We start from the raw sequence: 26,982 nt of genomic DNA on the forward strand, positions 1-26,982 counted from the left end.
AAAACCCTCCTACATGCTCAGCAATCCTTAGCTACTAGGTAAATTAACGAATCAAGCCAAGAATGCAGATTTCTGAGTTGTATTTTAGATTACCATCATATACTCAGGTTAACACCTTAAGCTAGGTAAGATACGTATAAGACCGCTATTTTAGTCAGTCTGTTACAAATTGATTAATATAGCGGTAGTAACAAGCACGCCCTAACCCTGCAATGACGCCTCTTTCTACTGGAAATTCAATAGCATCTTCTAACAATCTCACCAATGAAGGGTTGTTGATTATATGCTCAGTACCAATACTGCTAATTAGGGATAAGCTGTTATCATCATTTTCATTATAATCAACAATCACGAAAGCGTGACGTTCAACTGTCACCTGCACCTTTTCCACTGGCGTAATCAAGAAATACTCCCCATCAATACCATTAAGTACACTAGCAAATAACTTAGCAAACTTTTTCGGCAGTGGACTGCCCAAATACGTCCACTCGCCTTGCATATTAATATTAAATAGTGGTTCATCACTGCATAACGGTGTAGACGATTGCTGGCTTTCGTCATTATTGGGGCTTAATTGCCCCAATTGTTCGGCAATGTTAATGGGTTCAGCCATTATCTTGTTTCGCTTGAACTAACAATTGCAATAAGGCTTCAATTGGATGTTTTGGTTTGAAGCCTGCAAAACGTTTAACTTGGCTTCGACATGAATAGCCTGACACTAAAATTTGCGTTTTATCGTCAATCTTATCTAAGGTCGGCTGCCAAGACATAGCAAACAATTTAGTTGAACGACCTAAATTATCTTGTTCGTGACCGTAGGTGCCTGCCATACCGCAGCAACCAACGTTTATCACATCGAATTCAGCCCCAAAGTGACTAAATATGGTTTTCCATTCTGCTGGCGTGGCAGGTTTTGCCGTAGATTCAGTACAATGGCTGAACCAACTAAATTTTTGCTGCGTGTTATTCAGTTTTGGTATTGAATTGATGGCATCCGTTAGCCATTCATTTGCTAATAACACTTCAAAATTTCCACGACTATTGCCTAATACTTGCTGATATTCATCTCGGTAACATAAGACTAAGGCTGGGTCTAACCCTACCATTGGCATATTAAGGGCGTACACTTGATTCAAAAAATCAGCACTGGATTGCGCTGTTTTTGCAAACTTATCTAAAAAACCTTTTATGTGGGTAGGCTTACCATTAGGTTTAAATGGCAATAATACCGGCTTTAAGCCCATTTCTTTTATTAGCTGAATAAAGCGATACACCAGATCCGCATCATAAAAGCTGTTAAAAGGATCTTGAACCACTAACACATATTGAGCACGCTCTGACTCAGGAATACCCTGTAGCGCTTCTAAATCATAGCCACGACTTTCGTGTCCATCTAAGCGTTGTTTGAGTGTCGGCACCGATAATGCTGGCGCATCGACATAACCAATCGATTTTTTAATCACCCATTGGCTGAGTTTATTTTGCGATGCAAAGTTAGTCACCTTTGGCATTGCTGCCATAATAGGTAACATATCTTCAATACCTGCGACCAAATAGTCTTTTGCTGGGCGCATGTAACGCTTGTAATAGATATTAAAAAATTGCGCTCTGAATTTAGGCACATCGACTTTAACTGGGCATTGTCCAGAGCATGCTTTACAGGCTAAACATCCTTTCAAAGACTCCATCACTTCATGGGAATAATCGTAGTCACGCTCTGCGTTATAGCTATTCTGAGCACGTTGTAAAAAACTTAATGGTTTTGACTTAGCTAGGGCATCAACATCAACACCTTCAGCTTCTAGTAAACGTAGCCATTCTCTCATTAAGCCACTGCGCCCCTTTGGCGAATGGATACGGTCACCCGTTGCTTTAAATGACGGACACATAAAAGAATAACTGCTGTAGTTAAAGCAAAGGCCATTACCATTGCAGTTCATCACATCAGGAAACGCATCACGTACTTGGATTGGGATTTGACGGTCGAATGTGCCACGTTTAACACTGTCGACGTTAAACATCATAGGGCCACTGTCTTTTGGAGCAACCAATTTACCTGGGTTTAAACGGTTTTGCGGATCGAATAAACCTTTAATTTCTTCAAGCTCACCGTACAGTTCATCGCCAAATACCGCTGGACCGTATTCTCCGCGAACACCTTTACCATGTTCACCCCACATCAAGCCGCCATATTTAAGCGTTAACTCTGCCACTTGATCTGAAATGGTTTTCAATAACTTTTCATCTGCTTCATCACACATATCTAGTGCAGGACGAACATGTAACACACCAGCATCAACATGACCAAACATGCCATATTGCAGCTTATGCCCGTCTAATAAATCACGAAACTCCATAATAAAGTCAGCTAGGTTTTCAGGCGGCACTGCGGTGTCTTCGGCAAATGCAAGTGGTTTTCGGCGTCCTTTTGTTGCGCCTAGCAGACCTACTGCTTTTTTACGCATCGCATAAATTTTATTGATACTTGGTTTATCTGAAGTGATTTGATAACCCACAACACCAGCTTCTTCATTGGCAAGTTGGCTTGCCAACACAGATTCCAGTTTGCTAATACGAGCTTTGACATCCTCTTCATCACCCGCAAACTCAACCATGTTAAGCCCCTCGATGACTTTATCAGGTACAGCTTCAATCAGGTGTGAAACTGAATGCCAGATGATATCTTCGCGGGCAAGGTTAAGCACTTTTGAATCGATCGTTTCAACCACTGTGGCACTCGCTGCAACCAAAGAAGGTGCATGCCGTAATGCTGACTCAAACGAATCATATTTGATATTAAGCATCATTCGCGTGTTAGGAAGCGGTGTAATATTAAGTTTAGCTTCGGTTAAGACCGCTAGCGTGCCTTCAGAGCCTGCTATTATCCGCGATAAATCAAATTGAGTCAGATCATCATTCCAGACATGGCGTAAATCATACCCCGTTAAAAAACGATTTAACGCAGGGAATTGCTTAACAATCAAGTCTCGCTTTTCATGACAACGACTCGCAATATGACTGACAATATGTTGAGCAAAGGAATTGTGATTAACTTGTTGGTGTAAATCACCTTGTTTACCCAGTGCAATATCACCTTGCATTGGTGAAGTTGCTAGTACACTGCCATCAACCAGCACGCTGGTTAGTCCTAATACATGATCTGAGGTTTTACCATAGACAAGAGAGCCCGCACCTGAAGCATCAGTATTAATCATCCCGCCAACAGTGGCACGGTTAGAGGTTGATAAGTCAGGACTAAAAAAGTATCCATGTGGCCGCAGTGCATCGTTCAATGCATCTTTAACGACACCGGCTTGTACTCTGACCCAACCTTCTTCAGCGTTGACTTCAAGCACTTGATTCATATGCCTTGAAACATCAAGAATAAAGCCATGAGTTAAAGACTGACCGTTAGTACCTGTACCACCGCCACGGGCACTAAAAGTGACTTGCTTATATTGAGGATCTGAAGCCAGTGTTAACACCAGTTCAACATCAGTTTGATTTAGCGGATAAATTACAGCTTGAGGTAAAAACTGGTAAACAGAATTATCGGTCGCTTGGATTAGCCTTGCGCTGTAACGTTTATCTATTTCACCTGCAAACGAAGAGGCTTCAAGCGCTTCTAAAAAGCGTAAATAGATAGGTTCTAATGTTTGATGATGGGATAGCAGCGGCAGCATAGTCGACTTCTGTTATAGTAATTTTGTCATCATTATAAACAAAAAAATAACAGCTAAGTAGTTGAGTTAGTAAAATTCATTAAATTTTGATATCGATTGAATATTCTACAAAATCATGGCCGCATATTTCATCAATTGATAGATATCTGTCTCATCCTAATGAATATGATGACTTATCATTGAGCATCATTGGCACAATTGTAATGTCTGTAATTAATTGGTAGACAATAATTGGCAAAAATTAATTGGCCAAATTGATAACCGAGCCTAACAATAAACGACCTGTTAATACCTACAGAGTAAGTTCATATCGGTTTTAGAGTAATGTTCAAAATTTAAATAGCGCTTTATTTCTGCTTGATTGTTAACGGTTTACCTTCTATTCCTGCATAAAAAACAATTATCTCGACTGGTTCTACTCCTGAGTTAGTACCGTAATGCCACTTATCAACGACTTCAGCTATTGCATCACCCGCTTTCATAACGAGTTGTTTACCGGCTTTTGTCGTTACAGTTAAATGTCCTTTCGTTAATATGCCAGCATTAATGACCGGATGCTGGTGATATGGCAAAGTTGCACCGGGGGCAATGGTTATTTTTAAAATAGTGACTTCTGGTTGACCTGTTGGATAACTAGGTAGTGTACGACCATCCCAACTTTTGCTTGTTTTAAGGAGTTGCTCAACTGCAATATCATCGGTTGGCTCTATGGCAACAGCTGTACTCAAAAAACTAGAAACGAAAGTCAAGCTTAGACCTAAAAACATTACTGAACGTAAAGCGCTTGCTAGGCACGGTATCTTCTTAGCTGTGAAGTGGTAAATCATGTTATTTCCTTATAGTCGATGATTTTAAATCAGAGATGAATATTAAAGCAGAGTCAAAATCCGTTTTATACAAATCTATCTGAAGCACTAATTTGAGATGCTAAATCCAAAATATTTAATCCAAAGTACTCAATCCAAAGCACTCAATCCAAAGCACTCAATCCAAAGCACTTAATCCAAAGCACTTACTCCAAAGTTCTTAATCAGAAGCGCTAAATAGCCATAGCTGGATTGCTATCTGTTTTTATCAGATTCTTATTATATACAGCTTAAATACCAAGCTTATGAAAAACCAGTGAAAAGATATCCATAAAAAAACACCTATCGAGTCATCATGCAAACTAGATAGGTGATAAGTGTGATGATCAGAATACTAAATTACATGTGTCGTGTAACAAAATAGACGGTATTACAGACGATATAGATTACTAAGAAACAGTAACAATAACGATAAATAACACTTACTTATCTACCGCAGTCGCTCCCTCTTCCGCACTGCATATGAAGATACTTGGAGTCAGGCCTGTTTGCTGCTCGTATTGTGCATTAACCGCTTTAATCACTTGCTCAACCATCTCATCAGGTACGAGTGAAACCACACAACCTCCAAAGCCTCCACCGGTCATTCTTACTCCACCAGACTCTCCTATCTCAGCTTTAATGATCTCCACTAAAATATCGATTTCCGACACCGTTATTTCAAAATCATCTCGCATAGATGCATGCGATTCTGCCATAAGTCGTTGTAATGTTTTGATGTCATTATTTCTCATTGCCTCAGCAGCATCTATAGTACGTTGATTTTCGGTGATAATATGCCTTGCTCGCTTGGCGATAACTGATGAAAGTTCACTTTGTTGATCATTAAATCTTGCGATATCAACATCACGCAGTGCCTGAACATTAAAATAAGCTGCTGCATCTTCACATTGCTGCCTGCGAGTATTGTACTCACTGTCGACTAAACCACGTTTTTTATTGGAGTTTACAATTAATACGCTGAAACCATCAGGCAGTTTTACTGGCTGAGTTTTTAATGAGCGGCAATCAATTAATAACGCATGGCCTTTTTTGGCCTGCGCCGAAATAAGCTGATCCATAATGCCGCAATTACACCCAACAAACTTATTCTCAGCTTCTTGGCCATTTAGGGCGATTTCTTGTTGCGATATAGCTAAGTGATATAAGGTTTTAAAGGTTTGACCTATTACCACTTCTAATGCCGCAGATGAGCTTAACCCCGCGCCTTGTGGGACATTTCCACTAATAACGATATCGGCGCCATTAAAATGATAACCACGTAATAATAAGTGCTTTACCACACCACGAATGTAATTAGCCCAATCATGCTCTGCATGAGTTATTTCTTCACTTACACTAAACTCATCAACAGCTAAGCCATAATCTAAAGAAATAACTCGTACGACATTGTCATCACGACGACTTGCAGCGACTGCTGCGTTGTAATTAATGGCACATGGCAACACAAAACCATCATTATAATCAGTGTGCTCGCCAATTAAGTTGACTCTGCCTGGCGCCGTAACGACATGACTAGAGGCATAACCAAATTGCGCTTCGAAAGCGTGTTTTACATTCTTTATCAATTGCTCACTCATTATTCAATCCGTTATCTGTGTTATCTCTTTAAATAAAGCGCTTCGATGCGCCAGCTACTGGCTATATTTCGTAGTCCTTATACTTGCCCAAATGGCCGCTTATTCTGATTTATAATGCACATCACTTTGCTGACGAAGCATTGTGGCTGCTTGTTCTGGGGTGAGATCCCGTTGAGATTCGGCCATCATTTCATATCCCACCATAAACTTTCGTACACTGGCAGAACGTAAAAGTGGAGGTAAAAAGCTGGCATGTAATGTCCATTCAGGGTGGGTTTCGCCATCAAATGGAGCACCATGCCACCCCATTGAATACGGGAAAGAACAATTAAAAAGGTTGTCGTATTTAATGGTAATTTTTTTAATAATATCGGCGAGTGTCGACTGTTGTGCACAGCTGAGTTCTGTCATGCGAGTTACACTAAAACGCGGTAAGACTAATGTTTCAAATGGCCAAGCCGCCCAATAAGGCACCACAACGACCCAATCTTCATTAGCCACTACAATGCGTTCTGCATTGTCCAGTTCTCTGCCAACGTAGTCATTTAAAAGGCTTGATTGATGGGCCTCATAATACGAAGACAATGCCAGTTGTTTTTTTTGCACTAACGTTGGTAAATGATTTTGCGCCCAAACTTGGCCATGTGGATGAGGGTTTGAGCAGCCCATAACCGCCCCTTTATTCTCAAATACTTGTACCCACTGATACTGCTCGCTTAATTCTCGAGTTTGCTCTTGCCAACAGGCCACGACTTTTGTGATGGCAGCAACAGATAGCTGCGGCAAGCTTTTACTGTGATCAGGCGAAAAACAAATGACACGACTTTCACCTTGCTCTGATTCTATTTTAAATAAAGGATCGTTTTCACTGTGTTTAGGGGTGTCTGGTTTTAATGCAGCAAAATCATTTTGAAATACAAAAGTATCTTGATACTCAGGGTTCACTTCTCCATTAATTCGCGTATTACCTGAGCACAAAAAGCATGACTCGTCATAACTAGGCTTAACGTCATTATCAATGCTTTCAACTTGGCCTTGCCAAGGCCGCTTTGCTCGATGTGGCGAAACAAGTATCCACTCATTTATCAATGGATTAAATCGGCGATGAGGATGCTCAGTAGGATCAAACGTCATGATGCTTTCCATTTCAATTTTATAAACAATAATGCTAATAACTCGATGTCACACGTGCTGTTTAAAAACAATACAATGACAAAAGGGTAAACGTTTACCCTCTTTTGTGCAATAGCTATTTTTAATTGGACTATTTGTTTGCTAAACCCGAGTTAGAAAGGTAATTTACTGCTACTAATAACTTTCATTCAGGATATGTTGTGTCAAAAGCAACCATTAAAGATATCGCCAGAGCCGCCAATGTATCTGTGGCTACTGTATCGCGTGTCGTTAATAATGGACCCAAAGTGGGCGCTAAAACCCGAGAACGTATTCAACACCTAATTAGCACTATGGGGTATCAGCCCAATATTAATGCCCGTTCATTGGTCATGAAAAAAGCAGCTACCATTGGTGTGGTTATTCCTGATGTTGCTGACCCATTTTTTGCAGCACTCGCCAATGGAATCGACCAAATTGCGCGAGAAAATAAAGTGCAGCTACTTATCAGTACAGGCCAAGTGAGTGCTGAATCAGAAATGAAAGCGATAACGTCTTTGATGCAACAGCGCTGTGAATCAATCGTGATTCATAGCAAAAAAATACCAGATGAAACATTAATCGCTTTGTTTAACGATAACCCAAAGTTTGTATTAATTGATCGCTATATTGAAGCAATCAGTCACCGCTGTATTTGGCTTGATAACCACATTGGTGGTCAAAAAGCGGCTGACTATTTCTCCGAGTTAAATCATAGCAATATTGCGTGTGTGAACAGTAATCTGGATATTGATGATCCAAAAGAACGTTTGGCAGGATTTCAACGTGGTTTAGCAAGTCATGGCTTAACACTCAATGATAAATTAATCACCTATGCATCACCTAGCCTGCAAGGTGGAGAACAAGCGGCTCAAGATTTACTTAAACAAAATACTCCCTTCAGTGCCATATTTGTATATAACGACGCTATGGCAATTGGCGTTATTTCTACCCTTGAAGATAAAGGCTTGTCAGTACCTAATGATGTTTCCGTCATCGGCTTTGATGACGTGTTATTATCACGTTATTCAAGACCTAAGCTAACAACCTTACGTTACCCTATTGATTCTATGGCTAAAAATGCGGCCTTATTAGCCCTGTCAGCTAATATTAATCCAACAGCACAATCATCATCTTATTCACCAGAGTTAGTGATAAGAGAGTCTACTCAAGCCTTATAAATTATCGACCATTTTCATTGTAAAAAATTGAAGTACGTTCTGTAAATATTGCAGCAAAAAGCATTAAAACCGACTAAAATAGCGCCTTTTTAGGATCTGGCTAGATAAACTAATGAAACTCAGTAAACGCTTATTACAAATATGTCATATGGTAGAACCAGGGTTTGATCATATTTGGGATTGTTGCTGCGATCATGGTTACCTCGGCGCTGCACTATTAAAACAACAATCTGCTAAGGTCCATTTTGTTGATATTGTGCCAGAATTGATGTCAAATTTAAGCCACAAATTGAACCATTTCTTTGCTGATACCAACACTTGGCAAACCCACTGTATCGATGTTTCCTTATTACCGTTAACTCAATACCAAGGCCATCACTTGGTAATCATTGCAGGCATTGGCGGCGACTTAATGAGTGATTTAGTCACTAACATACTTCATGCTCATCCTGATCAAGTAATAGATATACTCCTGTGTCCAGTTCATCACCAATTTGAACTGCGCCAAAATCTTTCAAATCTACATTTATCGTTAAAAGCGGAAGTATTGATTGAAGAAAATGGCCGCTACTATGAAGTCATTCATGTCACCAATAACGCTGACAAGATGAAACCAATTAGTTTAACTGGTGAGCTTTTTTGGCAAACAGATTGCGAAGAGCAAAAATTGATAAATCAGCAATACCTGCATAAAACGTTAGCGCATTATCAGCGAATTCAAAAAGGACAACCCTTGCTGGTCAAAAACGTCATTAACGCTTATGAACAGTTACTATAAGCTTATGATCGTAAGTACATAAAAGCACAAATTATTGGCATAATTATCTTTGTACGTTCAATTTTATTCAGCCCCTATTAAGCAAATTTGGCTACACTGTTAATCGACATGTAATCAGTTTAATTCTAACGATGTTATTACGTTCTCATTTAAGCAAAAAAGGCACCCATGAAAATCGCACAGTACCAAGCAAGTCAAGCAGAAACCGTTATAGAGCTTTTTGCTAATGTATTTTCCGACTCAGAGGGAGCTGATGAAGGGCAAGTTATTGCAAGGCTTGTCGATGATTTAATCACAACAACTGACTCAAAGGATCTTATTGGTTTTGTTGCCACTGAAAACGAGTTTGTTATTGGTTGCATCTTCTTCAGTCGACTTGTTACTGCGAATAACGCAAACGCATTTATCTTGTCTCCTGTTGCGATTAATACCGAGAACCAAGGTCAGGGAATCGGGCAGAAACTGATTCTTGAAGGTTTGTCTTATCTTAAAGCAACTGGTGTTGAACGTGTGTTTAGTTATGGCGACCCTAACTACTACAATAAGGTTGGCTTTAAGCAGATTAACGATTCCATTATTACTGCCCCCTTCACATTAACGTATCCAGAAGGCTGGATTGCACAAACGCTTAATGAGTTAGAGATTAGCAAACAAGACAGCGTTATAAGCTGTGTTGATGCACTGAACAAACAAAAATATTGGTAATTTATTGTAAATAATTTCAATTACCCGTTCTTTGAATAAACGCTGATATATGAAATTTAATAAGGATTTAATTGTCCGATTAAGCCTGCTTGCAAGAACTTATGACTTAATTACATAACCTACCCCTGCAAGCTGGCACGACTTCCCTCATGTTTTCATTTCTATTGTAACTTTTCTGCGAATTGTTATGAGTACACAACCACATAATTGCTCAATGTTAACTGAAATCAATTCTGGTTAGACAGAAAATATACTCATGCTAATATTAATTCATCAATGTTAATTTAGTTTTAGCTTGTATTATTACCAAGTAATAATACAAGTTACTGAATTATTTATTGATTTAACCAAGGAAAGGATGCAATAGCTCAAGGAAGGAGTGCAATACTACCCCTTTATGCTTCTGAGCAAATGTTTGATTGTATTACCTTTATCTAGACATTAACTATTTTGGGATGTTAAACATGAAAACATATAAATCGATATTAACGACTTTAGGAATCCTATTGAGTTTTAGCGCAGTTGCAAGTGATGACATATCAGCTCCAAACCATAAAGACTACGTTGCAAACGAATTATTAAAAGACCTTTCTGACTGCTATGTAAAATATGATTTTATTGGTAAAGATACTAGTGCTATTGAAAGTGTGCTCAGTCTATATGATCAAGAACAAGTTCGTGTATCAATTAATAAATACAATAGCCGATTTTACCAAGCCATGGCTTTAGGGGTTAATAGTGTTGAGCGAACACAACTAGCTCGTGGATGTGGAAGAATTAATCAAAGAGCAATCTCAATTAACGAGTATGTTGACAATAAAGTAAGTAAAACTGCTGAATAATTTTGTTTATCAGTATATTATAAGTGTGGGAATCGCTTGTAATATACTGTTTTAATATGCCTAGTTAACTTCAATCCTAAAAACTCGTTATACTTTTACTTGCCAACGAATAATTACCTCACAAGAAAACCTCAACTGCTCCCTGACTTTACTCGAATCACAACATCTGATTTAAACCAAATCCGAAATAGATAGGAAGTTCACTTTACACAGGTAACGATAACAATTATCATTAACATTAGGATTTAGATTAAGTTAACCTCGGATTAGACAAATTACTTTTATGGATAAAACAGATAGTTACCAAGGTAATGCAACATTCACACATTTAAAAGCCCGTAGCTTTGCCGCTATTGTGCTGGCATTAATAACAGCGACTGTCATGATCCCAGGGATGACAACTTACCTTCCTTTTCATCAAAATGATGCTATTGGTATCCCGATTTTACTGTTTTCTTTTATTTGGACAGCTCTTTTCATCTACAGCTATATGGCGACCTCAGTAAAGTACGTGTATTTAATTATGTTGACGCTGATTATTTCTCACTCTCTTCTAGCCTATTTCTCATTAGTCGGTTAACGGTAAAGTAATGAAAAGTCTAACAATAAAAAAACTATATAAACTCCATTCCTGGGTTGGCATCATTACTGGAATATTACTGTTCATTATTGCCTTTACAGGTGCCGTTGCTGTTTTTGCAAAACCAGAATTAACTGTATGGGCAAATAACGCAATTCGAGGTCCAATTGAAAGTACCTCTGCACAATTAGCAGAAAAAGTGCATCAGCATGCCGCTGAAGTTGGTCCTGAATATTTAGAAGAAGTTCATATCCAACTACCTGATGCTAAAAACTCGGCCACGGTTCGGCTTATTTATGAAGGTCACTTTATTGATGAAAATGGCAAGGAAGAGCACAAAGGCGTAGTTTATGAGTTAGATCCCAATACACTTAAGATCACTAATAAAACCGATATGGAGAGCTTTTTTAGTCTTATTAAACTCAATATGGCCACGTTCATTGCTCATTTTCATGCAGACTTACATTTAGGGCGACCTATTGGGTTAATTCTCACCGGATTATTAGGCTTAACACTAATGGTGTCGATCGCCACCGGGATAGTTATTCATAGAAAAATTTTGGCTCAATTATTTACTTTTAGACTCAGTAAAAGTTTTTCACTTGCATTAAATGATGGCCATAAAGTAATGAGTGTTTGGGCTGTGCTTTTCCACTCTATGATTGCATTTACAGGTGCTTTTTTAGGCTTAGCAACTGTCATTTTAGTGCCTGCAGCAGCTTACGTCAGCTTTAATGGCGACCAAGAAAAATTAATTGAAACCTTTACCGCAATAAAACCACCTATCATGGCCGAAGTCGCAGCAACAACAAAGCTTGCAACAATTTTACAAGCTAGCGAACAACAAAGACCAGACTTAACATTTAATCGTGTAGCAATAATGGGCTATGGCGATAAAAATGCTTTAGTCTACTTATTCGGAACCGGTGGTGAACAGCTCGGCGGTGAGACCTTAATTTATCAAGGTAGCAATGCTGAGTATATTAACACCCAAGCAAATTTCGGTCGGCTTGAAGGCATAACAGGAAAAATCCTAGACGCGATGTTTCCATTACATTTCGGAAATTTTGGCGGCGTTTTCATTAAAGCGATTTGGGCGATATTAGGCCTGAGTACTGCACTGATACCAATATCAGGCATTATGTTATGGATAGAAAGAGGTATGAATGCCAAGCACCCTGCACATAGTCGAGAAACATATATTAGATTCAATAAATTACTTATAGGTAGTTGTGCAGGACTAGTTTTAGCTACCGTAGTGTTGTTCCCAACTCAATTGATTGTCAATAAATGGTATCCAGGTATTGATGCCACCAGCTTATTATTTTATGTGTTCTTCATAACTTGGTTTCTGGCTTGCTGTCTGCCTTTTGTTATGAGTGCCAAAAAGGCCATGCAATGCCTCACCCTTACCACATCTTGGTTATTGATTCTCATCATGCCAATGGACGCCATCTTAACCAACAGTCACCTTCTTAATGTCTTTGTTACAGGTCATTACGTCTCTGTTGGCGTCGATTTAGTATTATGCATCTTGGGTATTGCTTTATTACTAATGTATCAAAAATTAAATAGCACTTTATCGTTGAATGAAACGTATCAAACTTCAACACTGCAACTTAAAGAAGGAATCTAGCATGACATTATTATTCGCGTTAATGACGGCATATTTTGCGACATTATTATTAAATGCGGCAGGTACATTTACTAATAACAACATTCGTAAAGGTTTTTCGGCATTATTGAATATTACTTCTGTGGTGATGTTTATTACCGTATACGGTACCGCGCGTGGCGTTTTTGTATACCTTGCTGTTGTCGCACTATTCGGGATTATATTGAGTTTTTTCAATCGTAATACAACAATTTCAGCCAACGATATAAGCTAACTTGTTAGCATCAATAGTGAATGGGGCATTGAGTTAACTGTTAATTAATAGCAGTTATTGATAGGTGAGGAATAAGCTAGCCGCTTACTTATGCAAGGCAAATTTCACCGCACTCGCTGCGTGAATCTGTGTCGTATCATAAAGTGGCACCTGAGTATCTTGTTGCTGTAACAATAAGGCAATTTCAGTACAGCCCAAGATGACCGCTTGAGCCCCCTGCTGGTAAAGATCATCGATTATTTCAAGATATTGGTTACGAGATGACTCCTTAATCTCACCAAGACATAACTCTGAATAAATAATGTGATGAATCATCTTTTGTTGTGTTTCGTTCGGGACAATGACATCAATACCATGATGTTCGGCTAACCTTCCCTTATAAAAATCTTGTGACATAGTAAATTGAGTGCCAAGTAAACCCACGGTACGAACACCATCTAGAAGCAGAGTGCTAGCTGTAGCGTCGGCTATATGCAGCAAAGGAATAGAGATAGCTCGCTGTACTTCTTCTGCCACTTTATGCATGGTATTAGTGCAAATAAGTAAACAGTCAGCACCACCCGCTTCAACCGATTTAGCCGCGTTTGATAAAATTTCAGCAGTTTGTTGCCAATTACCTTGGTGCTGTAGTGACTCAATCTCAGCAAAGTTAACACTAAACAGACATATTTTGGCTGAATGAAAGCCACCTAGTGACGCCTTGATTCCTTGATTGATTGCCTTGTAATAGTTGCTGGTTGACTCCCAGCTCATTCCGCCTAACAAGCCTATTGTTTTCATTGTGTCATCCCATCTTACATGCGAAAAACATGATTCATCCAATTCAATTTGTTGTACATACTGCCATTAATACGCCACTCTTTCATACAGTCATTCAGTATGCTCATAACCTTATCGAATAAGGCTCAAATTGTTATCGGGTTTCTTTTACAATTGCCTCAATATTTCATCATTAACAACACTATAATGTGTAAAAGATTTTCAAAATTAAGTTGATATTATGCTGATTCAAGATTTACAAGTGATATTAAAAGTAGCAGAGTTTCGCAGTATAACTGCTGCTGCAAACAGCCTTGATATGCGAGTTGCGACAGCCAGTGCTGCAGTCAAACGCGTCGAGACACATTTAGGGGTTGAACTATTCATAAGAACCACACGACAGCTGAGGTTATCACCAGCGGGAGAGCGTTACCTTCCACACTGTCAACAAGCCGTTCAATTACTCGACAATGCCCAACAAAACGTACGAGATGACTCTGATGTACTACAAGGAGAAATCCGAATAGCACTATCATCAGATCTAGGTCGAAATGTTGTCATCCCTTGGATTGATGAATTCCTTATTTCTAATCCTGACGTTAGCGTTCGTAGCAATATCAGCGATAGTAATATCGATTTTTATCGTGACTCAGTTGATATGGCGCTAAGGTATGGCTCACCCACTGATGCCAGTACTTATGGGTTTAAAATCTGCGATATTCCACGTGTCGTATGCGCAGCTCCCGAATACCTTAAAAAGCAAGGTAAACCGCAGCATCCGCACGAGTTAAAAAATCACAATGCACTTTTGTATCAACTGCGTGAGGTCGTTCAAGATGAGTGGACGTTTACCCAACAGCAGGACACGATTAAAACTAAACTTGTCGGTAACCGAAGTTCGAATGATGGCGATTTAGTGCGACGTTGGTGTGTTTCGGGGCAAGGTATAGCGATAAAATCATGCTTAGATATGGCTGATGATTTACTCAATGAACGCGTCACGCCACTGTTATTAGATTATCAAGCTACCCCGACAGAGCTGTGGTTAATCTGTCCAAGCCGCCAGTCAATCACCCCTACAGTGAGACGATTACGTGATTTATTTAGGGATAAAGTCGCAGGACTGAAAACTCAACTGGTAAATAAAGGCATAATTGCCAATGGTTAATATCAAGTGTTCACGGATGTGCCCTAACCTCTGTTTTTAGTTTACCCACCTGTGACTCCTGAATAGATCATTTTTATGCCAACTAGAAATAATACCCAATAACTAAAGGTATAAATCAACTGCTGTGAAATGCGATTAACCAGCCAAACACCTGTTCTTACACCTAAAAAAGCTATTGGCACTAACAATAATGAGGTATTCAGGTTTGCTGCATCAAACTGCCCCATATAGGTATATGGAATAAGCTTTATAAAGTTAATCAGAGCAAAAAACACCACACTTGTACCAATTAATTGCGCTTTAGGTAAATTTTTAGGTAATAACGCCATACTCACTGGTGGACCACCAGCATGGGCAATCGTGCTGGCAAAACCTGACGTCAGCATTAACAGGTGATTATTAACTTTTGAAGGAGTCTGGCTTTTTTTACATAGAAATTTTTGCGCTAGAAAAGCCATTGCTAAGCCACCAATTATAAACTCCACGATATGTGCAGGCAGACTTCCCATAAAATAAGCAGCAACAATAATACCTATGATGGCAAAAGGCAGCATTTGCTTTAACTCATGGTAGTTACAATTTTTTCGATGGTAATAAAGGGCAATCAAGTCCATAACGCATAACAGAGGTAATAGTATTGCTGCGGCTTGTATAGGCGAAACAGTTAATGCCATCAGCGGTACTGACAGCATTCCCAAAATACCTCCTACGCCCCCTTTGCCCATGCCATAAAAAAACACTGCGGGTATAGCGGCAAGATAAAAGTTAACATCTGAAATCATAAAACGCCAAAAAAGCCTTGTTCAAAAAGGCTTTTATTAAATAATTAACCGATATGAGTCATTTCGTTCAATACAAACGAGTCGACAGCGCCTTCTGTCGCAGCCATGTAGTCAGCTAAATGTGTATTGTTCATATGTGTTTGCCATAACTCACGTGACTGCCAGTTTTCATAAAATAAAAAATGAGCAGGATTTTCATTATCTTGATGTAAGTCATAATTAATACAACCTTCTTCAGCTCGAGTTACATCAATCAATTTTACTAGTTCTGCTTTAACCAATTCGACTTTGTCTGCTTTTGCAATAATGTTGGCAACAATCGTTAATTTACTCATAATTTAGCCCTTAATAATGTATTTGGATCTTTGTGAACCGTGTTGATGAATACATAATATCGCTATTTTTAAAAAACAAAAACACGCTAATGATTGAAACATTTTAAAATTTTAATTGATAACTAACATCACAAATAAAGATGTTTGCTAAACACAAATAGCTGTTTTTTATTCAGGGTCGACAGCTGCAGAGAAGGCTTCTTTAATTTCGTCGCTATTAAAGCCCTTTCGCATTAAGTAGACATAAGCTTTAGATTTCTCGTTGTAATCACTAAGAACATATCTCTTTTTAGCAAGTTGCTTTTGACAGCTCTCATAAAAATCAACCTCTTGACACAAGGTTAACTGATAAACCACGTTCTCAAAGTCACTGACATCAATTAAACGTTGTGTTAGTTCTTGTAAAATGACTTTCTTACCTTTGCCTTTGTTATATAGTTTCATGATTTCTATCTTTAAATCAGCTTTCTCAGCTTTAATAGAGAGCTTTGAGCGTAAAGTGTCTTTTTGTGGGTGAATTGATAAAGCATAATCGATTTGCGCACGCGTAAAGCCTTTAGTGGTCATTTGGCTATACACTTTTTCTTTAGTGGTACTTAAAAAGTTATCATACTTATTACTCAACCTAGCGGAAGCAAGAATATTAAGATCAATATTTTGCTCAAACATAACATGCTCAATTGCACGTTCAATATCGGTTAGTTCAACTCCACGTTGTTGTAATCTACCTTTAATCGCTCCATTACCTTGTTCGTTACTATAGGCAAGCTCACAAAATCGTACAGCAAACTCGAAATTTGTTTTTAGGTAACCCCTTTCAATTAGGTGTGCCAACACTTTATCAACCCATTCAATCTTGTCTGTTTTTCGCAGCAGCTTTTGACGAATTTCTTCAATAGTGAAATCTTGTTGGCTAAGATGCCAATATGCACTATTGAATACATTATCAATTGTTTTCGCTTGCTTTAACGGAGTCCGATTCATAGTTGAATTTCTTTAATAACCAAAAACCTACTGAGTCTAGCAGATATACGTTATTCAGATGAATAGATTGTCGAGTGAGCACTCAAGTCATTTGTAAATTTAGCGCTAATTACTGTTTTTAAGGCAAAAAAAGCCGCTATTAAGCGGCTTTTTGTAAAGTCATTAAGACGTTTCAAGCAATCGATTATGCATGATCTTCTGCTAGGTATAACCAAGTGTCGATTACGGTATCAGGGTTAAGTGATACAGTATCAATACCTTGTTCAACTAACCATTGAGCAAAGTCGGCATGGTCTGATGGGCCTTGCCCACAAATACCAACATATGCACCTTTCGCTTTAGCCGCTTTAATCGCTAACGATAATAATGCTTTAACAGCATCATTACGCTCATCAAATAGATGACTGATGATGCCAGAGTCACGGTCTAGACCTAACGTTAACTGAGTTAAGTCATTTGAACCAATTGAGAAGCCATCAAAGTGCTCTAAGAACTGGTCTGCAAGCAATGCATTTGAAGGTAACTCACACATCATGATAACGCGTAAACCGTCTTTACCACGCTCTAGGCCTTGCTCTTTCAATAATTCAATCACTTGCGCCGCTTCGTCAACTGTACGAACGAATGGGATCATGATTTCAACGTTTTTAAGGCCCATTTCATTGCGTACACGCTTAATTGCTTCACACTCTAGTGCAAAACAGTCACGGAATGACTCTGAAATGTAACGGCTAGCACCACGGAAGCCCAACATTGGGTTTTCTTCTTCTGGCTCATAACGGTCACCACCAACAAGGTTAGCGTATTCGTTAGACTTAAAGTCTGACATACGTACGATAACTTTCTTAGGATAGAACGCACTACCAATCGTTGCGATACCTTCAACTAAGCGAGCAACATAGTATTCAACTGGAGACTCATAACCTGCAATCATCTCATTGATTTCTTGCTGAAGCTCAGCGGGTTGTGAGTTGAATTCAAGTAATGCTTTAGGATGAATACCAATCATACGGTTGATGATGAATTCTAGACGCGCTAGACCAACACCTTCATTTGGTAAACGGGCAAAATCGAATGCGCGATCTGGGTTACCCACGTTCATCATGATCTTCATTGGTAATTCAGGTAATGAATCAACACGATTGGTCACAACTTCAAATTCTTGCTTACCATCGTAAATGAAACCAGTGTCACCTTCAGCACAAGAAACCGTCACTGTTTGACCGTTCTTGATATGGTCTGTCACATCACCACAACCTACAACAGCTGGAACACCTAGTTCACGCGCAATAATTGCTGCGTGACAAGTACGGCCACCACGGTTAGTAACAATCGCACTAGCACGCTTCATGATTGGTTCCCAATCTGGGTCAGTCATGTCGGTAACTAATACATCACCAGGCTCGATTTGATCCATATCGTCGATAGAAGCAAGCACTTTAGCCACGCCTGTACCGATTTTATGACCGATTGCACGACCTTCAGAAACTACGTCACCTTTAGTTTTAAGGTGGTAACGCTCAATCAGCTGTACATCTTCACGGCTGCGAACTGTTTCAGGGCGTGCTTGAACGATATAAAGTTTGCCGTCGTTACCATCTTTAGCCCACTCGATGTCCATTGGACGTCCGTAATGCTGCTCAATGATAACCGCTTGTTTCGCCAGCTCCATGACTTCTTCATCGTTAATTGAGAATACGCCACGTTGCTCAGCTGGGATATCTTCGATTTTAACTTGTTTGCCATGTGAAGCATCATCAGAGTAAACCATCTGAATTAACTTGCTGCCGATATTACGGCGCACAACGGCTTGATGCCCTTGCGCTAAAATTGGTTTGTGCACGTAAAATTCATCAGGGTTAACCGCGCCTTGAACAACCATTTCACCTAAACCAAATGATGAAGTGATAAAGACTACGTCGTTATTACCTGACTCAGTGTCCATAGTAAACATCACACCTGATGATGCTTTATCTGAACGTACCATTCGTTGTACGCCAGCAGATAATGCGACACCTTGATGCTCGTAACCTTGGTGAACACGATAAGAAATTGCACGGTCGTTAAATAGCGAAGCGTATACATGCTTAATCGCAAGTAATACAGCGTCAAAGCCTTTAACGTTTAGGAAAGTTTCTTGTTGACCAGCAAATGAAGCATCTGGCATATCTTCAGCTGTTGCTGATGAACGCACTGCAAATGATGCTTCTTGGGTCTCGCTAGAAAGTTGCTCGTAAGCTTCACGAATCGCATCTTCTAGTTCTGGTTGAAATGGGGTATCGATTACCCATTGTCTGATCTGTGCACCAACTTTCGCTAATTCATTTACGTCATCAACATCCAATGTTGCTAGAATATCGAAAATTTTCTGGTTAACACCACTTTGCTCTAGAAACTCATTAAACGCATGAGAGGTTGTAGCAAATCCACCAGGGACTTGAACACCAGCGTTTGCTAGGTTACTGATCATTTCACCAAGTGACGCATTCTTACCGCCAACCTTGTTTACATCACCCATGCCTAGTTCTTGATACCAGAGTATGTATTGCTGCACAGTTATCTCTCCACAAGTTTATTTCAATGGCCCCTTCACACGAGGGCAGCGGCATTCTACACTCCCACACAAGTGACGTAAATCTATAATTTTATTTGTAATTTTATTACTACAAGAGGTCATAATGGCACCAAAAGTATTTTATATATCAGATGGTACAGCAATCACAGCAGAAGTCTTTGGTCATGCCGTACTCTCACAATTTCCTGTGGAATTTGAGACATTTACAATTCCGTTTGTCGAAACGATTCAAAAAGCAGAGAAGGTTAAGCAACAAATAAATGATTGTTTTATTACAACAGGCGAAAGACCAATACTTTTCCACTCAATCGTTAAACCAGAAATTCGGGACATTATTTATTCCAGCGAAGGGTTGGATTATGATTTTTTAAACACTTTCGTTAGCCCGTTAGAAAAACAATTAGGTATCGAAGCCCAGCCGGTGATGAACCGTACCCATGGTAAAAGTAACTTGGGCTATGACTCTCGGATAGAAGCGATAAATTACACAATGGAGAACGATGATGGCCAAACCATGAAGCATATGGACAAAGCCGACATCATTTTATTGGGTGTTTCACGCTGTGGTAAAACCCCTTCAAGTTTATATTTATCGATGCAATTTGGTATTAAAGCTGCTAACTATCCATTTACTGAAGATGATATGGATAACTTAAAGTTACCCGAGGCCTTAAAGCGTAATAAATCTAAACTGTTTGGTTTAACCATTGATCCCAACCGCCTGCATGAGATCCGTCAAGGCAGAATGGAAAATAGCCGCTACTCTTCTTTAAGGCAGTGTCGAATCGAAGTGAAAGAAGTCGAAATGCTGTATAAAAAAGAACGTATCCCGTTTGTGAACACCACCTTCCACTCAGTTGAAGAAATTTCAGCAAAAATTCTTGATGTCACAGGCTTAAAACGCCACATGTTTTAAGTTTTATTATGCTATTTAATGCCTTAAATCTAATTTAACGTATTATTCATGTTAGCGAAAATGCTGAACTAACAGCATTTTCAGCTAACTTAGGTCAAATTATCCACTTTTGTTCAATAACTTCGTCGATTTCAACGTGTCTATCGCCTGCTAATTCGTTATAATCCCGAGCAATATGATGTTAATTCATCGCAAACATGCTCGGTAAAATGAATGACAATTAAAACTGACGAACTACGTACCTCTCTTTTATGTAAGGTAATTTCACCTGCGCAACTCGCATCTGAATACCCATTAACCCAAGATGCTGCTGACTATTTGGTTGAGCAACGTCGTGACGTCGAAGCCATCATAGCAGGCGAAGATCAAAGACTTTTAGTCATTATTGGCCCTTGCTCCATTCACGATACGGAAGCTGCTTTAGATTACGCTCAACGTTTAGCGAAATTACATCACGAGTTAAAAGAAGACTTATGCATTGTCATGCGTGTCTATTTTGAGAAACCTCGTACTATTGTTGGTTGGAAAGGATTAATTTCAGATCCTGATCTAGACGGTAGTTTTAGCCCTAACAAAGGCTTAAGAATGGCTCGCCATTTATTACAGCAAATCACTGAACTTAAATTGCCAATCGCAACTGAATTCTTAGACATGGTCAATGGCCAATATATTGCTGATTTAATCACTTGGGGTGCGATCGGTGCCCGCACGACTGAAAGTCAAATTCACCGTGAAATGGCATCAGCATTATCATGCCCTGTCGGATTTAAAAATGGGACAGATGGCAATATCAACATAGCGGTTGATGCAGTACGTGCAGCACAAGTGCCACATATTTTTTATTCTCCAGATAAAGATGGAGCAATGGCTGTTTACCGTACCCACGGGAACCCATACGGCCATATCATTTTACGTGGTGGCAAAAAACCGAACTACTCAGCCGAAGATATCGAATCAGTTCGAGCGCAACTTGAAAAAGTGGATGTAACTCAGCGTATCGTTGTTGATTTCAGCCATGGCAATAGTGAAAAGAAACATAAAAATCAGCTCAACGTTGCCGATAGTATTATGGAACAAATGCGTAACGGTAGCACTGCTGTTGCCGGTATTATGGCCGAGAGTTTTATGGTTGAAGGTAATCAGAAAGTCGTTGACGGCCAGCCATTAACCTATGGCCAAAGCATCACCGATGCCTGTCTGCACTGGGAAGATTCTGAAAAATTACTTAGAAACCTAGCGCAAGCATCGAAAGATCGCCGTGCTCTACTAGCAAAATAACAATAATATTGGGTAATGCTAAATAGACTATTTACTGCAATGTGGTAGTAATAGTAATGGCTTAAACAATAACATGAGTTATAGTTAAAAATACCAATCATATGATTGGTATTTTTGTTTCTAAAGCCAAATAACTGAGCCTTTTATGAAGTCCGATTAACTAGCTGGGCAGAAATGTAACACTAAGCGGGCTTGTATCTTCATCCAGAGATTGTAGAGATAACTTTTCAAACAATGTATGAATAGCCATAAAACTCTCCACGAGTTTAGGATCAAAGTGCTTACCTTTACCTTCTAAAATTAGTGAAACCGCTTGTTGATGGGTAAAAGGCTTTTTATAACAGCGTGGTGAAGTGAGTGCATCGTAAACATCCACTAAGGCTACAATTCTTGCAGATAAAGGGATCTCAATCCCAGATAGACCTTTTGGGTAGCCACTGCCATCCCACTTTTCATGATGACCACCGGCAATATCACGACCCATTTTAATATAGCCACACTCAGGAGCAAATTGAGTGATGCTTTCTAGCACTTGGGCTCCAATGACAGGATGCGCTTTAATATGTTCAAACTCATCAGCCGTTAACTTGCCTGGCTTTAATAAAATCGCATCGGCAATGCCAACTTTACCGATATCGTGCAGTACCGAGGATAAGGCTATCTCAGTAATAAACGCTTTAGTCAGCTCTTCTGGTGCATCATGATCTACATAACGTTGTTTGGCTAACATGGATGCATACTGTTGCATTCTCAGTAAATGAGCGCCAGTTTCATTGTCTCTATACTCTGCCAATTTAGCTAACCCAATGACGGTTGCTCGCCTTGATGTTGAAGTGCTTTCTAGTGAACTTGATAACTTACCTAACAAGTAAGCGGTTGAAATGGTAACAATGGCATTGGTCACAATAAAATTGACAACCACAACGGCCCAAATTACCCAATTATAGCCATCAATACTAGGCCATATATGTAAATCAAAATGATATGCAAAACCAAGAATGACCAGTGATACAGCATTGATTACCTGTGCAAGGTTACTGGCTTTTTTTCCCAACAAAATACATGTTAATGGTGGAAAAATGAATAACCAAAAAAAACCTGCCCCACTTGGTCCTATCGCCACTAAAAAACCAAAACCTATGCTAAAAGCTAATAAGCTGCCGATAGAAAACCGAGTCCTATCACTGAGGTTTTTATCGTAAATGATGAACAGTAAAATAGCGTAAACTATGGTATCGAACACAGCCATTGAAAGTAAGTCAGCTTGAATACAAAGATAAACACTAGTGAAATAGACTGGTACACAGGCAATAGCTAACAAGGTAAAAATACGATAAAAGATAACCCGGCGCCAAAATGTAAGCGAATCCCCTTTAGCCGTTTTTTCAATGAGTACGTTATCTGCTAGTGACATATTTCTTCCCTGAAGTAGCATGAGTATTTCTATTACCCCGCTTTCCTTCAAGTAATTATTGTCGAGTTTTTCAATAACGCAACAGACAGCATCTATCATCAGCACATCAATTACTTTGATGAGTAAATTATATTGTTATGAAATAAGGCAAAGGCTACAATCCTCTAATACAACATGGAATGATGAGTAATATTCAAAGGAATTGGAATGAGTCGTAGTACAAATAATGTCAGTTTTACCAGCATACTTTTAAGCACCTTATTACTTTCTTCACAAGTAAATGCAACTCCGGAAGAATTCAAACAAGCTTACGAAGCTTATAATGTCGCATTTAAAGCTGGGAATACCCAACAAGCTGCTCACGCGGCCCAACAAGCTTATGACTTAGGTCAACATATCTACGGTGAAACCAGTATCGATTCGACCAATCTAGGTTTTAATTTAGCCATAGCGCTTAGCAATAATAAGCAACATGAAGACGCTGCACCATATTATGAACAAACATTAGAGCAATATAAAAAACATTACGGCGAAGATAGTGTCCAATTGGTTGATCCTCTCTTAACCTATGCTGATAAAACTAAGGATTTGAAACTTGCTAAAGGTTTACTTTCTAAAGCTCGAAAAATTGCTTCAGATAGCGAACAGCCAATATTATATGCTCACACCCTTTCAGCATCTTATAGCAAGCTTGTACAAACGAAATATGATAAAAAGCAAGTACGTAAATATATACTGCAAGCGAAAGAAATATACAGCGAACTCCTGCCAATGGACTCAACTGTTTTAGTTAACTCAAGATTTGAAAGTTCAGCGGTATATCTTGCTAATAAAAAATATGACCAAGCAGAAATAGAATTACTGGAAGTAATCAAACAATATCAAATGTTGGATTATTCTCACCCATATGAACTAGCAGCCCATGCGAGATTAGTAACACTTTATAGTCAAAAAAATAAAGCTGAACAAGCTACCGAACATTGCCTTGCCATAGGTAGCATGAAACCTTGGAGCCAAGAGCAACAACAAACTCCAATTTACCGTGTCAATCCAAACTACCCAATAAGTAAAGCAAGAAGTGGCGTTGAGGGAATGGTGGTACTAAGCTTTACTGTTAATGAGCAAGGCTTTGTATCTGAACCTGAAATAGTCAACTCAACAGGTGGTAAAGCATTTGAAGATGAAAGCATTAAAGTTCTTGAACAATGGCGCTATGCCCCTAAGTTTGAAGATGGCAAACCCGTTAAGGCTGAAACACGGGTTAGGCTCGATTTCACTTTAGGCTAACAACCCTGATAAATATCTGTTTCTAAAAGCCTTGATGATACGCTACTCAAGGTTTTTTTGTATCAATAGAATTAGCTAAGCCAACCACTGTTTATTACCAGAATAACAAAGTATTGTATCCGATCCTTTCCACCCTACCTCTTCTTTTACAGGTCAATTATCAACGACGCTAGGTTAAAAAGTTGACGAGCACGTCAACTTACGGCTAAGGTCTTAAACAGATAATTGTTGCAGTTCGGTTAATTCACTCTTTATTTGCACTGTAACTTTACATTTTAAACCAATACCGACTGCTAAGGAGAACCACTTGATGACACAATCTAAAACCAGTGCCAGCATTCTTGGCCTTTTATTATTCATCGGTATGGCACTGCTCGGTGTATTACTAAAACAAGCCATAATTGAATACAAGCTACTGGATAGGAGTGTCACTGTTAAAGGTCTAGCAGAAAACGAATATTCTGCAGATGTCGTCATTTGGCCGATACAATTTACCGCAGCCAGTAATCAGCTCGAAGATTTATATGTTGAAGTTGAAAAGCAGAACAAACTTATCAATGATTTTTTAATTTCACACTCAATCAAAACAGACGAGATTACAATATCGGCTCCCATGATTACCGACAAACTTGCTCAGCAGTATGGTGGCAATCAAGCAGTTGAGTTTCGCTATACCGCGTTACAAACAATGACAGTGTACTCTTCAGAGATTGACACCGTTCGACAAGTCATGCCAGAAATATCTCAGCTCGGTAAACAAGGGATTGTATTTTCGCAGAATAACTATGATGCGCAAATCGAGTACATTTTCACTCGATTGAATGATGTGAAACCACAAATGATTGAGCAATCAACCAACAATGCACGTTTAGTTGCTGAAAAATTTGCGACCGACTCACAAAGCCAACTTGGAAAAATCAAACGTGCATCTCAAGGGCAGTTCAGTATTACAAATAGAGACAAAAATAACCCTCACATAAAACGGGTTCGAGTTGTATCAACAATAGAATATTACTTAGCTGACTAATAAAAATAAAAAAGGAAGGCAGATAATGGATAATAACTATAAAAAAGAACTGAATCGAAGGTATATAACTGGTTTACTCATGACCTTTGGTTTATTGGTCATTTTAACATTAATGGTATTTTCAAGCGGTTTAATTGCAGCTGAAACCACGGTAAATGAGTCAAAAACCAAAACATTGATATTAGTTAGACACGCTGAAAAATTATCAGGTAAAGACCCTCAGTTATCAAAAGCTGGTCAACAACGAGCCCATCAATTGGCCCATTTACTATCCTCTGTTTCTTTATCCGCAATTTACAGCACAAATTACAAACGTACTCAGCTCACAGCAAAACCAACTGCTGATAGTCAAAAATTACCTATCACTTCTTACGATCCGAAAGAGCTTGCTTCGTTTTCACAATTACTCACATCATCACACGATAATCATATTTTAATCGTCGGCCACAGTAACACCACGCCTGCGTTAGTCGATTTACTTGGAGGCGAATCAGGTAAAGATATTGATGAAGCGACAGAGTATGATCGTGTTTATATTCTTACTATTGAAAGTCAAGACAACACACATTCAACGAGTGTGTCGACATTAGTTCTTCGCTACTAAATCTTTAAGCGACTCAAGATGACTCACTTTTTGCATCACTCTCGTTAAATATTGTTATTGTTAACAAACCTACCTATTTAAATCACTTATCCGTATAATCCTGCCTCCAACTAGATGTACTAAGCAATTAATTAGGTAGTTGTATGCCCTTTACCCAAAAAGAACAAAACGAAGAAACACCACAGTACTCCGATGATATTTTAGCCAGAATCGAACAATCTGAAGCCAAAGTCATTAAAGCTATTTTCCCTTCAAATACCAATCATCATAATACGCTTTTTGGTGGCGATGCCCTTGCATGGATGGACGAAACGGCGTTTATTGCTGCTACCCGATTTTGCCGTAAAGCATTAGTCACGGTGAGTTCTGACCGAATTGACTTCAAAAAAGCCATTCCTGCTGGGAGCCTTGCTGAGCTCGTAGCTCGAGTCATTCATGTTGGGAATACATCTTTAAAAGTGGAAGTAAATATCTACGTTGAGGATATGTATCAAGATCTTCGAGAGCACGCTATTAGAGGTGTATTCACATTCGTGGCAGTCGATAATGAACGTCACCCAATTCCAGTTTTGCCAGTCCAACACCCTGCTTAGTCAT

Annotated in this window: 25 protein-coding genes; 14 read left to right on the forward strand and 11 right to left on the reverse strand. The window is 39.1% G+C overall.

The window, feature by feature from the left end:
• Positions 1–154: 154 nt before the first annotated feature.
• The 5 genes from SJ2017_RS11715 to SJ2017_RS11735 form a co-directional block, all read right to left on the reverse strand.
• Positions 155–613, reverse strand: coding sequence for a DUF1285 domain-containing protein (locus SJ2017_RS11715; RefSeq protein WP_080915877.1), 459 nt, complete (start codon positions 611–613; stop codon positions 155–157).
• A complete protein-coding gene (gene ydiJ, locus SJ2017_RS11720; RefSeq protein WP_080915878.1) occupies positions 606–3,683 on the reverse strand; it encodes a D-2-hydroxyglutarate dehydrogenase YdiJ in 3,078 nt (1,025 codons plus the stop codon). The genes SJ2017_RS11715 and ydiJ overlap by 8 nt, the downstream gene beginning before the upstream one ends.
• Positions 3,684–4,030: 347 nt before the next feature.
• Positions 4,031–4,510: a cupin domain-containing protein gene (locus SJ2017_RS11725; RefSeq protein WP_244899681.1), complete on the reverse strand. Its 480-nt coding sequence runs from the start codon at positions 4,508–4,510 to the stop codon at positions 4,031–4,033.
• 461 nt (positions 4,511–4,971) lie between these two features.
• On the reverse strand, positions 4,972–6,129 hold the full coding sequence (gene galK, locus SJ2017_RS11730) for a galactokinase (protein WP_080915879.1): 1,158 nt from the start codon (positions 6,127–6,129) through the stop codon (positions 4,972–4,974).
• A gap of 99 nt (positions 6,130–6,228) precedes the next feature.
• Entirely contained in the window at positions 6,229–7,263 is a 1,035-nt protein-coding gene (locus SJ2017_RS11735; protein ID WP_244899682.1) for a UDP-glucose--hexose-1-phosphate uridylyltransferase, read from the reverse strand.
• Positions 7,264–7,463: 200 nt separating this feature from the next.
• Here SJ2017_RS11735 and SJ2017_RS11740 point away from each other — a divergent pair, with 200 nt between their 5' ends.
• The 7 genes from SJ2017_RS11740 (at position 7,464) to SJ2017_RS11770 (ending at position 13,256) form a co-directional block, all read left to right on the forward strand.
• Positions 7,464–8,462, forward strand: a complete 999-nt coding sequence (locus SJ2017_RS11740; RefSeq protein ID WP_080915881.1) for a LacI family DNA-binding transcriptional regulator — start codon at positions 7,464–7,466, stop codon at positions 8,460–8,462.
• Positions 8,463–8,574: 112 nt separating this feature from the next.
• The gene (locus SJ2017_RS11745; RefSeq protein ID WP_055023239.1) at positions 8,575–9,240 is read left to right on the forward strand and encodes a tRNA (adenine(22)-N(1))-methyltransferase; all 666 of its coding nucleotides are present in this window, start codon (positions 8,575–8,577) and stop codon (positions 9,238–9,240) included.
• Between the two features lie 168 nt (positions 9,241–9,408).
• Positions 9,409–9,945 carry a GNAT family N-acetyltransferase gene (locus SJ2017_RS11750; protein ID WP_080915882.1) on the forward strand — a complete coding sequence of 179 codons (537 nt, stop codon included), beginning with the start codon at positions 9,409–9,411 and terminating at the stop codon, positions 9,943–9,945.
• 464 nt (positions 9,946–10,409) lie between these two features.
• Positions 10,410–10,787, forward strand: coding sequence for a hypothetical protein (locus SJ2017_RS11755; RefSeq protein WP_055023241.1), 378 nt, complete (start codon positions 10,410–10,412; stop codon positions 10,785–10,787).
• 283 nt (positions 10,788–11,070) lie between these two features.
• On the forward strand, positions 11,071–11,367 hold the full coding sequence (locus SJ2017_RS11760) for a hypothetical protein (protein WP_065107933.1): 297 nt from the start codon (positions 11,071–11,073) through the stop codon (positions 11,365–11,367).
• 10 nt (positions 11,368–11,377) lie between these two features.
• Positions 11,378–13,003: a PepSY-associated TM helix domain-containing protein gene (locus tag SJ2017_RS11765; protein ID WP_080915883.1), complete on the forward strand. Its 1,626-nt coding sequence runs from the start codon at positions 11,378–11,380 to the stop codon at positions 13,001–13,003.
• 1 nt (position 13,004) lies between these two features.
• On the forward strand, positions 13,005–13,256 hold the full coding sequence (locus SJ2017_RS11770; protein WP_055023244.1) for a hypothetical protein: 252 nt from the start codon (positions 13,005–13,007) through the stop codon (positions 13,254–13,256).
• Positions 13,257–13,340: 84 nt separating this feature from the next.
• Here the strand turns inward: SJ2017_RS11770 and SJ2017_RS11775 are convergent, their stop codons facing one another.
• Entirely contained in the window at positions 13,341–14,036 is a 696-nt protein-coding gene (locus SJ2017_RS11775; RefSeq protein WP_080915884.1) for an aspartate/glutamate racemase family protein, read from the reverse strand.
• Positions 14,037–14,256: 220 nt separating this feature from the next.
• On the opposite strand from SJ2017_RS11775, the gene SJ2017_RS11780 reads away from it, so the two are divergent.
• The gene (locus SJ2017_RS11780; RefSeq protein ID WP_080915885.1) at positions 14,257–15,183 is read left to right on the forward strand and encodes a LysR family transcriptional regulator; all 927 of its coding nucleotides are present in this window, start codon (positions 14,257–14,259) and stop codon (positions 15,181–15,183) included.
• A 41-nt stretch (positions 15,184–15,224) separates the two neighbouring features.
• On the opposite strand, the gene SJ2017_RS11785 is transcribed toward SJ2017_RS11780, so the two are convergent.
• The 4 genes from SJ2017_RS11785 to ppsA all read right to left on the reverse strand — a co-directional run bounded on the left by SJ2017_RS11785 (position 15,225) and on the right by ppsA (position 19,838).
• On the reverse strand, positions 15,225–15,965 hold the full coding sequence (locus SJ2017_RS11785; protein ID WP_080915886.1) for a sulfite exporter TauE/SafE family protein: 741 nt from the start codon (positions 15,963–15,965) through the stop codon (positions 15,225–15,227).
• Between the two features lie 44 nt (positions 15,966–16,009).
• Positions 16,010–16,300: a putative quinol monooxygenase gene (locus SJ2017_RS11790; RefSeq protein ID WP_065107928.1), complete on the reverse strand. Its 291-nt coding sequence runs from the start codon at positions 16,298–16,300 to the stop codon at positions 16,010–16,012.
• Between the two features lie 168 nt (positions 16,301–16,468).
• On the reverse strand, positions 16,469–17,284 hold the full coding sequence (locus tag SJ2017_RS11795; RefSeq protein ID WP_080915887.1) for a regulatory protein RecX: 816 nt from the start codon (positions 17,282–17,284) through the stop codon (positions 16,469–16,471).
• Between the two features lie 184 nt (positions 17,285–17,468).
• Positions 17,469–19,838 (reverse strand): phosphoenolpyruvate synthase, encoded by a 2,370-nt coding sequence (gene ppsA, locus SJ2017_RS11800; RefSeq protein WP_055023250.1) that lies wholly within the window; start codon positions 19,836–19,838, stop codon positions 17,469–17,471.
• Between the two features lie 124 nt (positions 19,839–19,962).
• Between ppsA and ppsR the strand changes: the two genes are divergently transcribed.
• Positions 19,963–20,775: a posphoenolpyruvate synthetase regulatory kinase/phosphorylase PpsR gene (gene ppsR / locus SJ2017_RS11805; RefSeq protein ID WP_055023251.1), complete on the forward strand. Its 813-nt coding sequence runs from the start codon at positions 19,963–19,965 to the stop codon at positions 20,773–20,775.
• 213 nt (positions 20,776–20,988) lie between these two features.
• On the forward strand, positions 20,989–22,053 hold the full coding sequence (locus tag SJ2017_RS11810; RefSeq protein WP_080915888.1) for a 3-deoxy-7-phosphoheptulonate synthase: 1,065 nt from the start codon (positions 20,989–20,991) through the stop codon (positions 22,051–22,053).
• A gap of 160 nt (positions 22,054–22,213) precedes the next feature.
• Here the strand turns inward: SJ2017_RS11810 and SJ2017_RS11815 are convergent, their stop codons facing one another.
• Positions 22,214–23,467: an HD-GYP domain-containing protein gene (locus SJ2017_RS11815; protein ID WP_080915889.1), complete on the reverse strand. Its 1,254-nt coding sequence runs from the start codon at positions 23,465–23,467 to the stop codon at positions 22,214–22,216.
• 207 nt (positions 23,468–23,674) lie between these two features.
• Between SJ2017_RS11815 and SJ2017_RS11820 the strand changes: the two genes are divergently transcribed.
• From SJ2017_RS11820 to SJ2017_RS11835, 4 genes are all read left to right on the forward strand, one after another.
• Entirely contained in the window at positions 23,675–24,754 is a 1,080-nt protein-coding gene (locus SJ2017_RS11820; protein WP_080915890.1) for a TonB family protein, read from the forward strand.
• A gap of 310 nt (positions 24,755–25,064) precedes the next feature.
• The gene (locus SJ2017_RS11825) at positions 25,065–25,781 is read left to right on the forward strand and encodes an SIMPL domain-containing protein (RefSeq protein ID WP_420876285.1); all 717 of its coding nucleotides are present in this window, start codon (positions 25,065–25,067) and stop codon (positions 25,779–25,781) included.
• Positions 25,782–25,806: 25 nt separating this feature from the next.
• Positions 25,807–26,385, forward strand: coding sequence for a SixA phosphatase family protein (locus SJ2017_RS11830; RefSeq protein WP_080915892.1), 579 nt, complete (start codon positions 25,807–25,809; stop codon positions 26,383–26,385).
• A 143-nt stretch (positions 26,386–26,528) separates the two neighbouring features.
• Positions 26,529–26,978, forward strand: a complete 450-nt coding sequence (locus tag SJ2017_RS11835) for an acyl-CoA thioesterase (RefSeq protein WP_080915893.1) — start codon at positions 26,529–26,531, stop codon at positions 26,976–26,978.
• Positions 26,979–26,982: the final 4 nt, after the last annotated feature.

Origin of the sequence: Shewanella japonica (assembly GCF_002075795.1) — a bacterium.
Classification (GTDB): Bacteria; Pseudomonadota; Gammaproteobacteria; order Enterobacterales; family Shewanellaceae; genus Shewanella; species Shewanella japonica.

What these genes read in the sequence shown, in the direction of transcription:
- SJ2017_RS11760 (WP_065107933.1), top strand. Translation starts at nt 11,071, where the DNA reads ATGGATAAAACAGATAGTTACCAAGGTAATGCAACATTCACACATTTA.
- SJ2017_RS11820 (WP_080915890.1), top strand. Translation starts at nt 23,675, where the DNA reads ATGAGTCGTAGTACAAATAATGTCAGTTTTACCAGCATACTTTTAAGC.
- SJ2017_RS11795 (WP_080915887.1), bottom strand. Translation starts at nt 17,284, where the DNA reads ATGAATCGGACTCCGTTAAAGCAAGCGAAAACAATTGATAATGTATTC.
- SJ2017_RS11790 (WP_065107928.1), bottom strand. Translation starts at nt 16,300, where the DNA reads ATGAGTAAATTAACGATTGTTGCCAACATTATTGCAAAAGCAGACAAA.
- SJ2017_RS11810 (WP_080915888.1), top strand. Translation starts at nt 20,989, where the DNA reads ATGACAATTAAAACTGACGAACTACGTACCTCTCTTTTATGTAAGGTA.
- SJ2017_RS11735 (WP_244899682.1), bottom strand. Translation starts at nt 7,263, where the DNA reads ATGACGTTTGATCCTACTGAGCATCCTCATCGCCGATTTAATCCATTG.
- SJ2017_RS11825 (WP_420876285.1), top strand. Translation starts at nt 25,065, where the DNA reads ATGACACAATCTAAAACCAGTGCCAGCATTCTTGGCCTTTTATTATTC.
- ppsR (WP_055023251.1), top strand. Translation starts at nt 19,963, where the DNA reads ATGGCACCAAAAGTATTTTATATATCAGATGGTACAGCAATCACAGCA.
- SJ2017_RS11755 (WP_055023241.1), top strand. Translation starts at nt 10,410, where the DNA reads ATGAAAACATATAAATCGATATTAACGACTTTAGGAATCCTATTGAGT.
- galK (WP_080915879.1), bottom strand. Translation starts at nt 6,129, where the DNA reads ATGAGTGAGCAATTGATAAAGAATGTAAAACACGCTTTCGAAGCGCAA.
- SJ2017_RS11785 (WP_080915886.1), bottom strand. Translation starts at nt 15,965, where the DNA reads ATGATTTCAGATGTTAACTTTTATCTTGCCGCTATACCCGCAGTGTTT.
- SJ2017_RS11830 (WP_080915892.1), top strand. Translation starts at nt 25,807, where the DNA reads ATGGATAATAACTATAAAAAAGAACTGAATCGAAGGTATATAACTGGT.
- SJ2017_RS11775 (WP_080915884.1), bottom strand. Translation starts at nt 14,036, where the DNA reads ATGAAAACAATAGGCTTGTTAGGCGGAATGAGCTGGGAGTCAACCAGC.
- SJ2017_RS11765 (WP_080915883.1), top strand. Translation starts at nt 11,378, where the DNA reads ATGAAAAGTCTAACAATAAAAAAACTATATAAACTCCATTCCTGGGTT.
- SJ2017_RS11715 (WP_080915877.1), bottom strand. Translation starts at nt 613, where the DNA reads ATGGCTGAACCCATTAACATTGCCGAACAATTGGGGCAATTAAGCCCC.
- SJ2017_RS11835 (WP_080915893.1), top strand. Translation starts at nt 26,529, where the DNA reads ATGCCCTTTACCCAAAAAGAACAAAACGAAGAAACACCACAGTACTCC.
- SJ2017_RS11780 (WP_080915885.1), top strand. Translation starts at nt 14,257, where the DNA reads ATGCTGATTCAAGATTTACAAGTGATATTAAAAGTAGCAGAGTTTCGC.
- SJ2017_RS11725 (WP_244899681.1), bottom strand. Translation starts at nt 4,510, where the DNA reads ATGATTTACCACTTCACAGCTAAGAAGATACCGTGCCTAGCAAGCGCT.
- SJ2017_RS11750 (WP_080915882.1), top strand. Translation starts at nt 9,409, where the DNA reads ATGAAAATCGCACAGTACCAAGCAAGTCAAGCAGAAACCGTTATAGAG.
- ydiJ (WP_080915878.1), bottom strand. Translation starts at nt 3,683, where the DNA reads ATGCTGCCGCTGCTATCCCATCATCAAACATTAGAACCTATCTATTTA.
- SJ2017_RS11745 (WP_055023239.1), top strand. Translation starts at nt 8,575, where the DNA reads ATGAAACTCAGTAAACGCTTATTACAAATATGTCATATGGTAGAACCA.
- SJ2017_RS11815 (WP_080915889.1), bottom strand. Translation starts at nt 23,467, where the DNA reads ATGTCACTAGCAGATAACGTACTCATTGAAAAAACGGCTAAAGGGGAT.
- SJ2017_RS11770 (WP_055023244.1), top strand. Translation starts at nt 13,005, where the DNA reads ATGACATTATTATTCGCGTTAATGACGGCATATTTTGCGACATTATTA.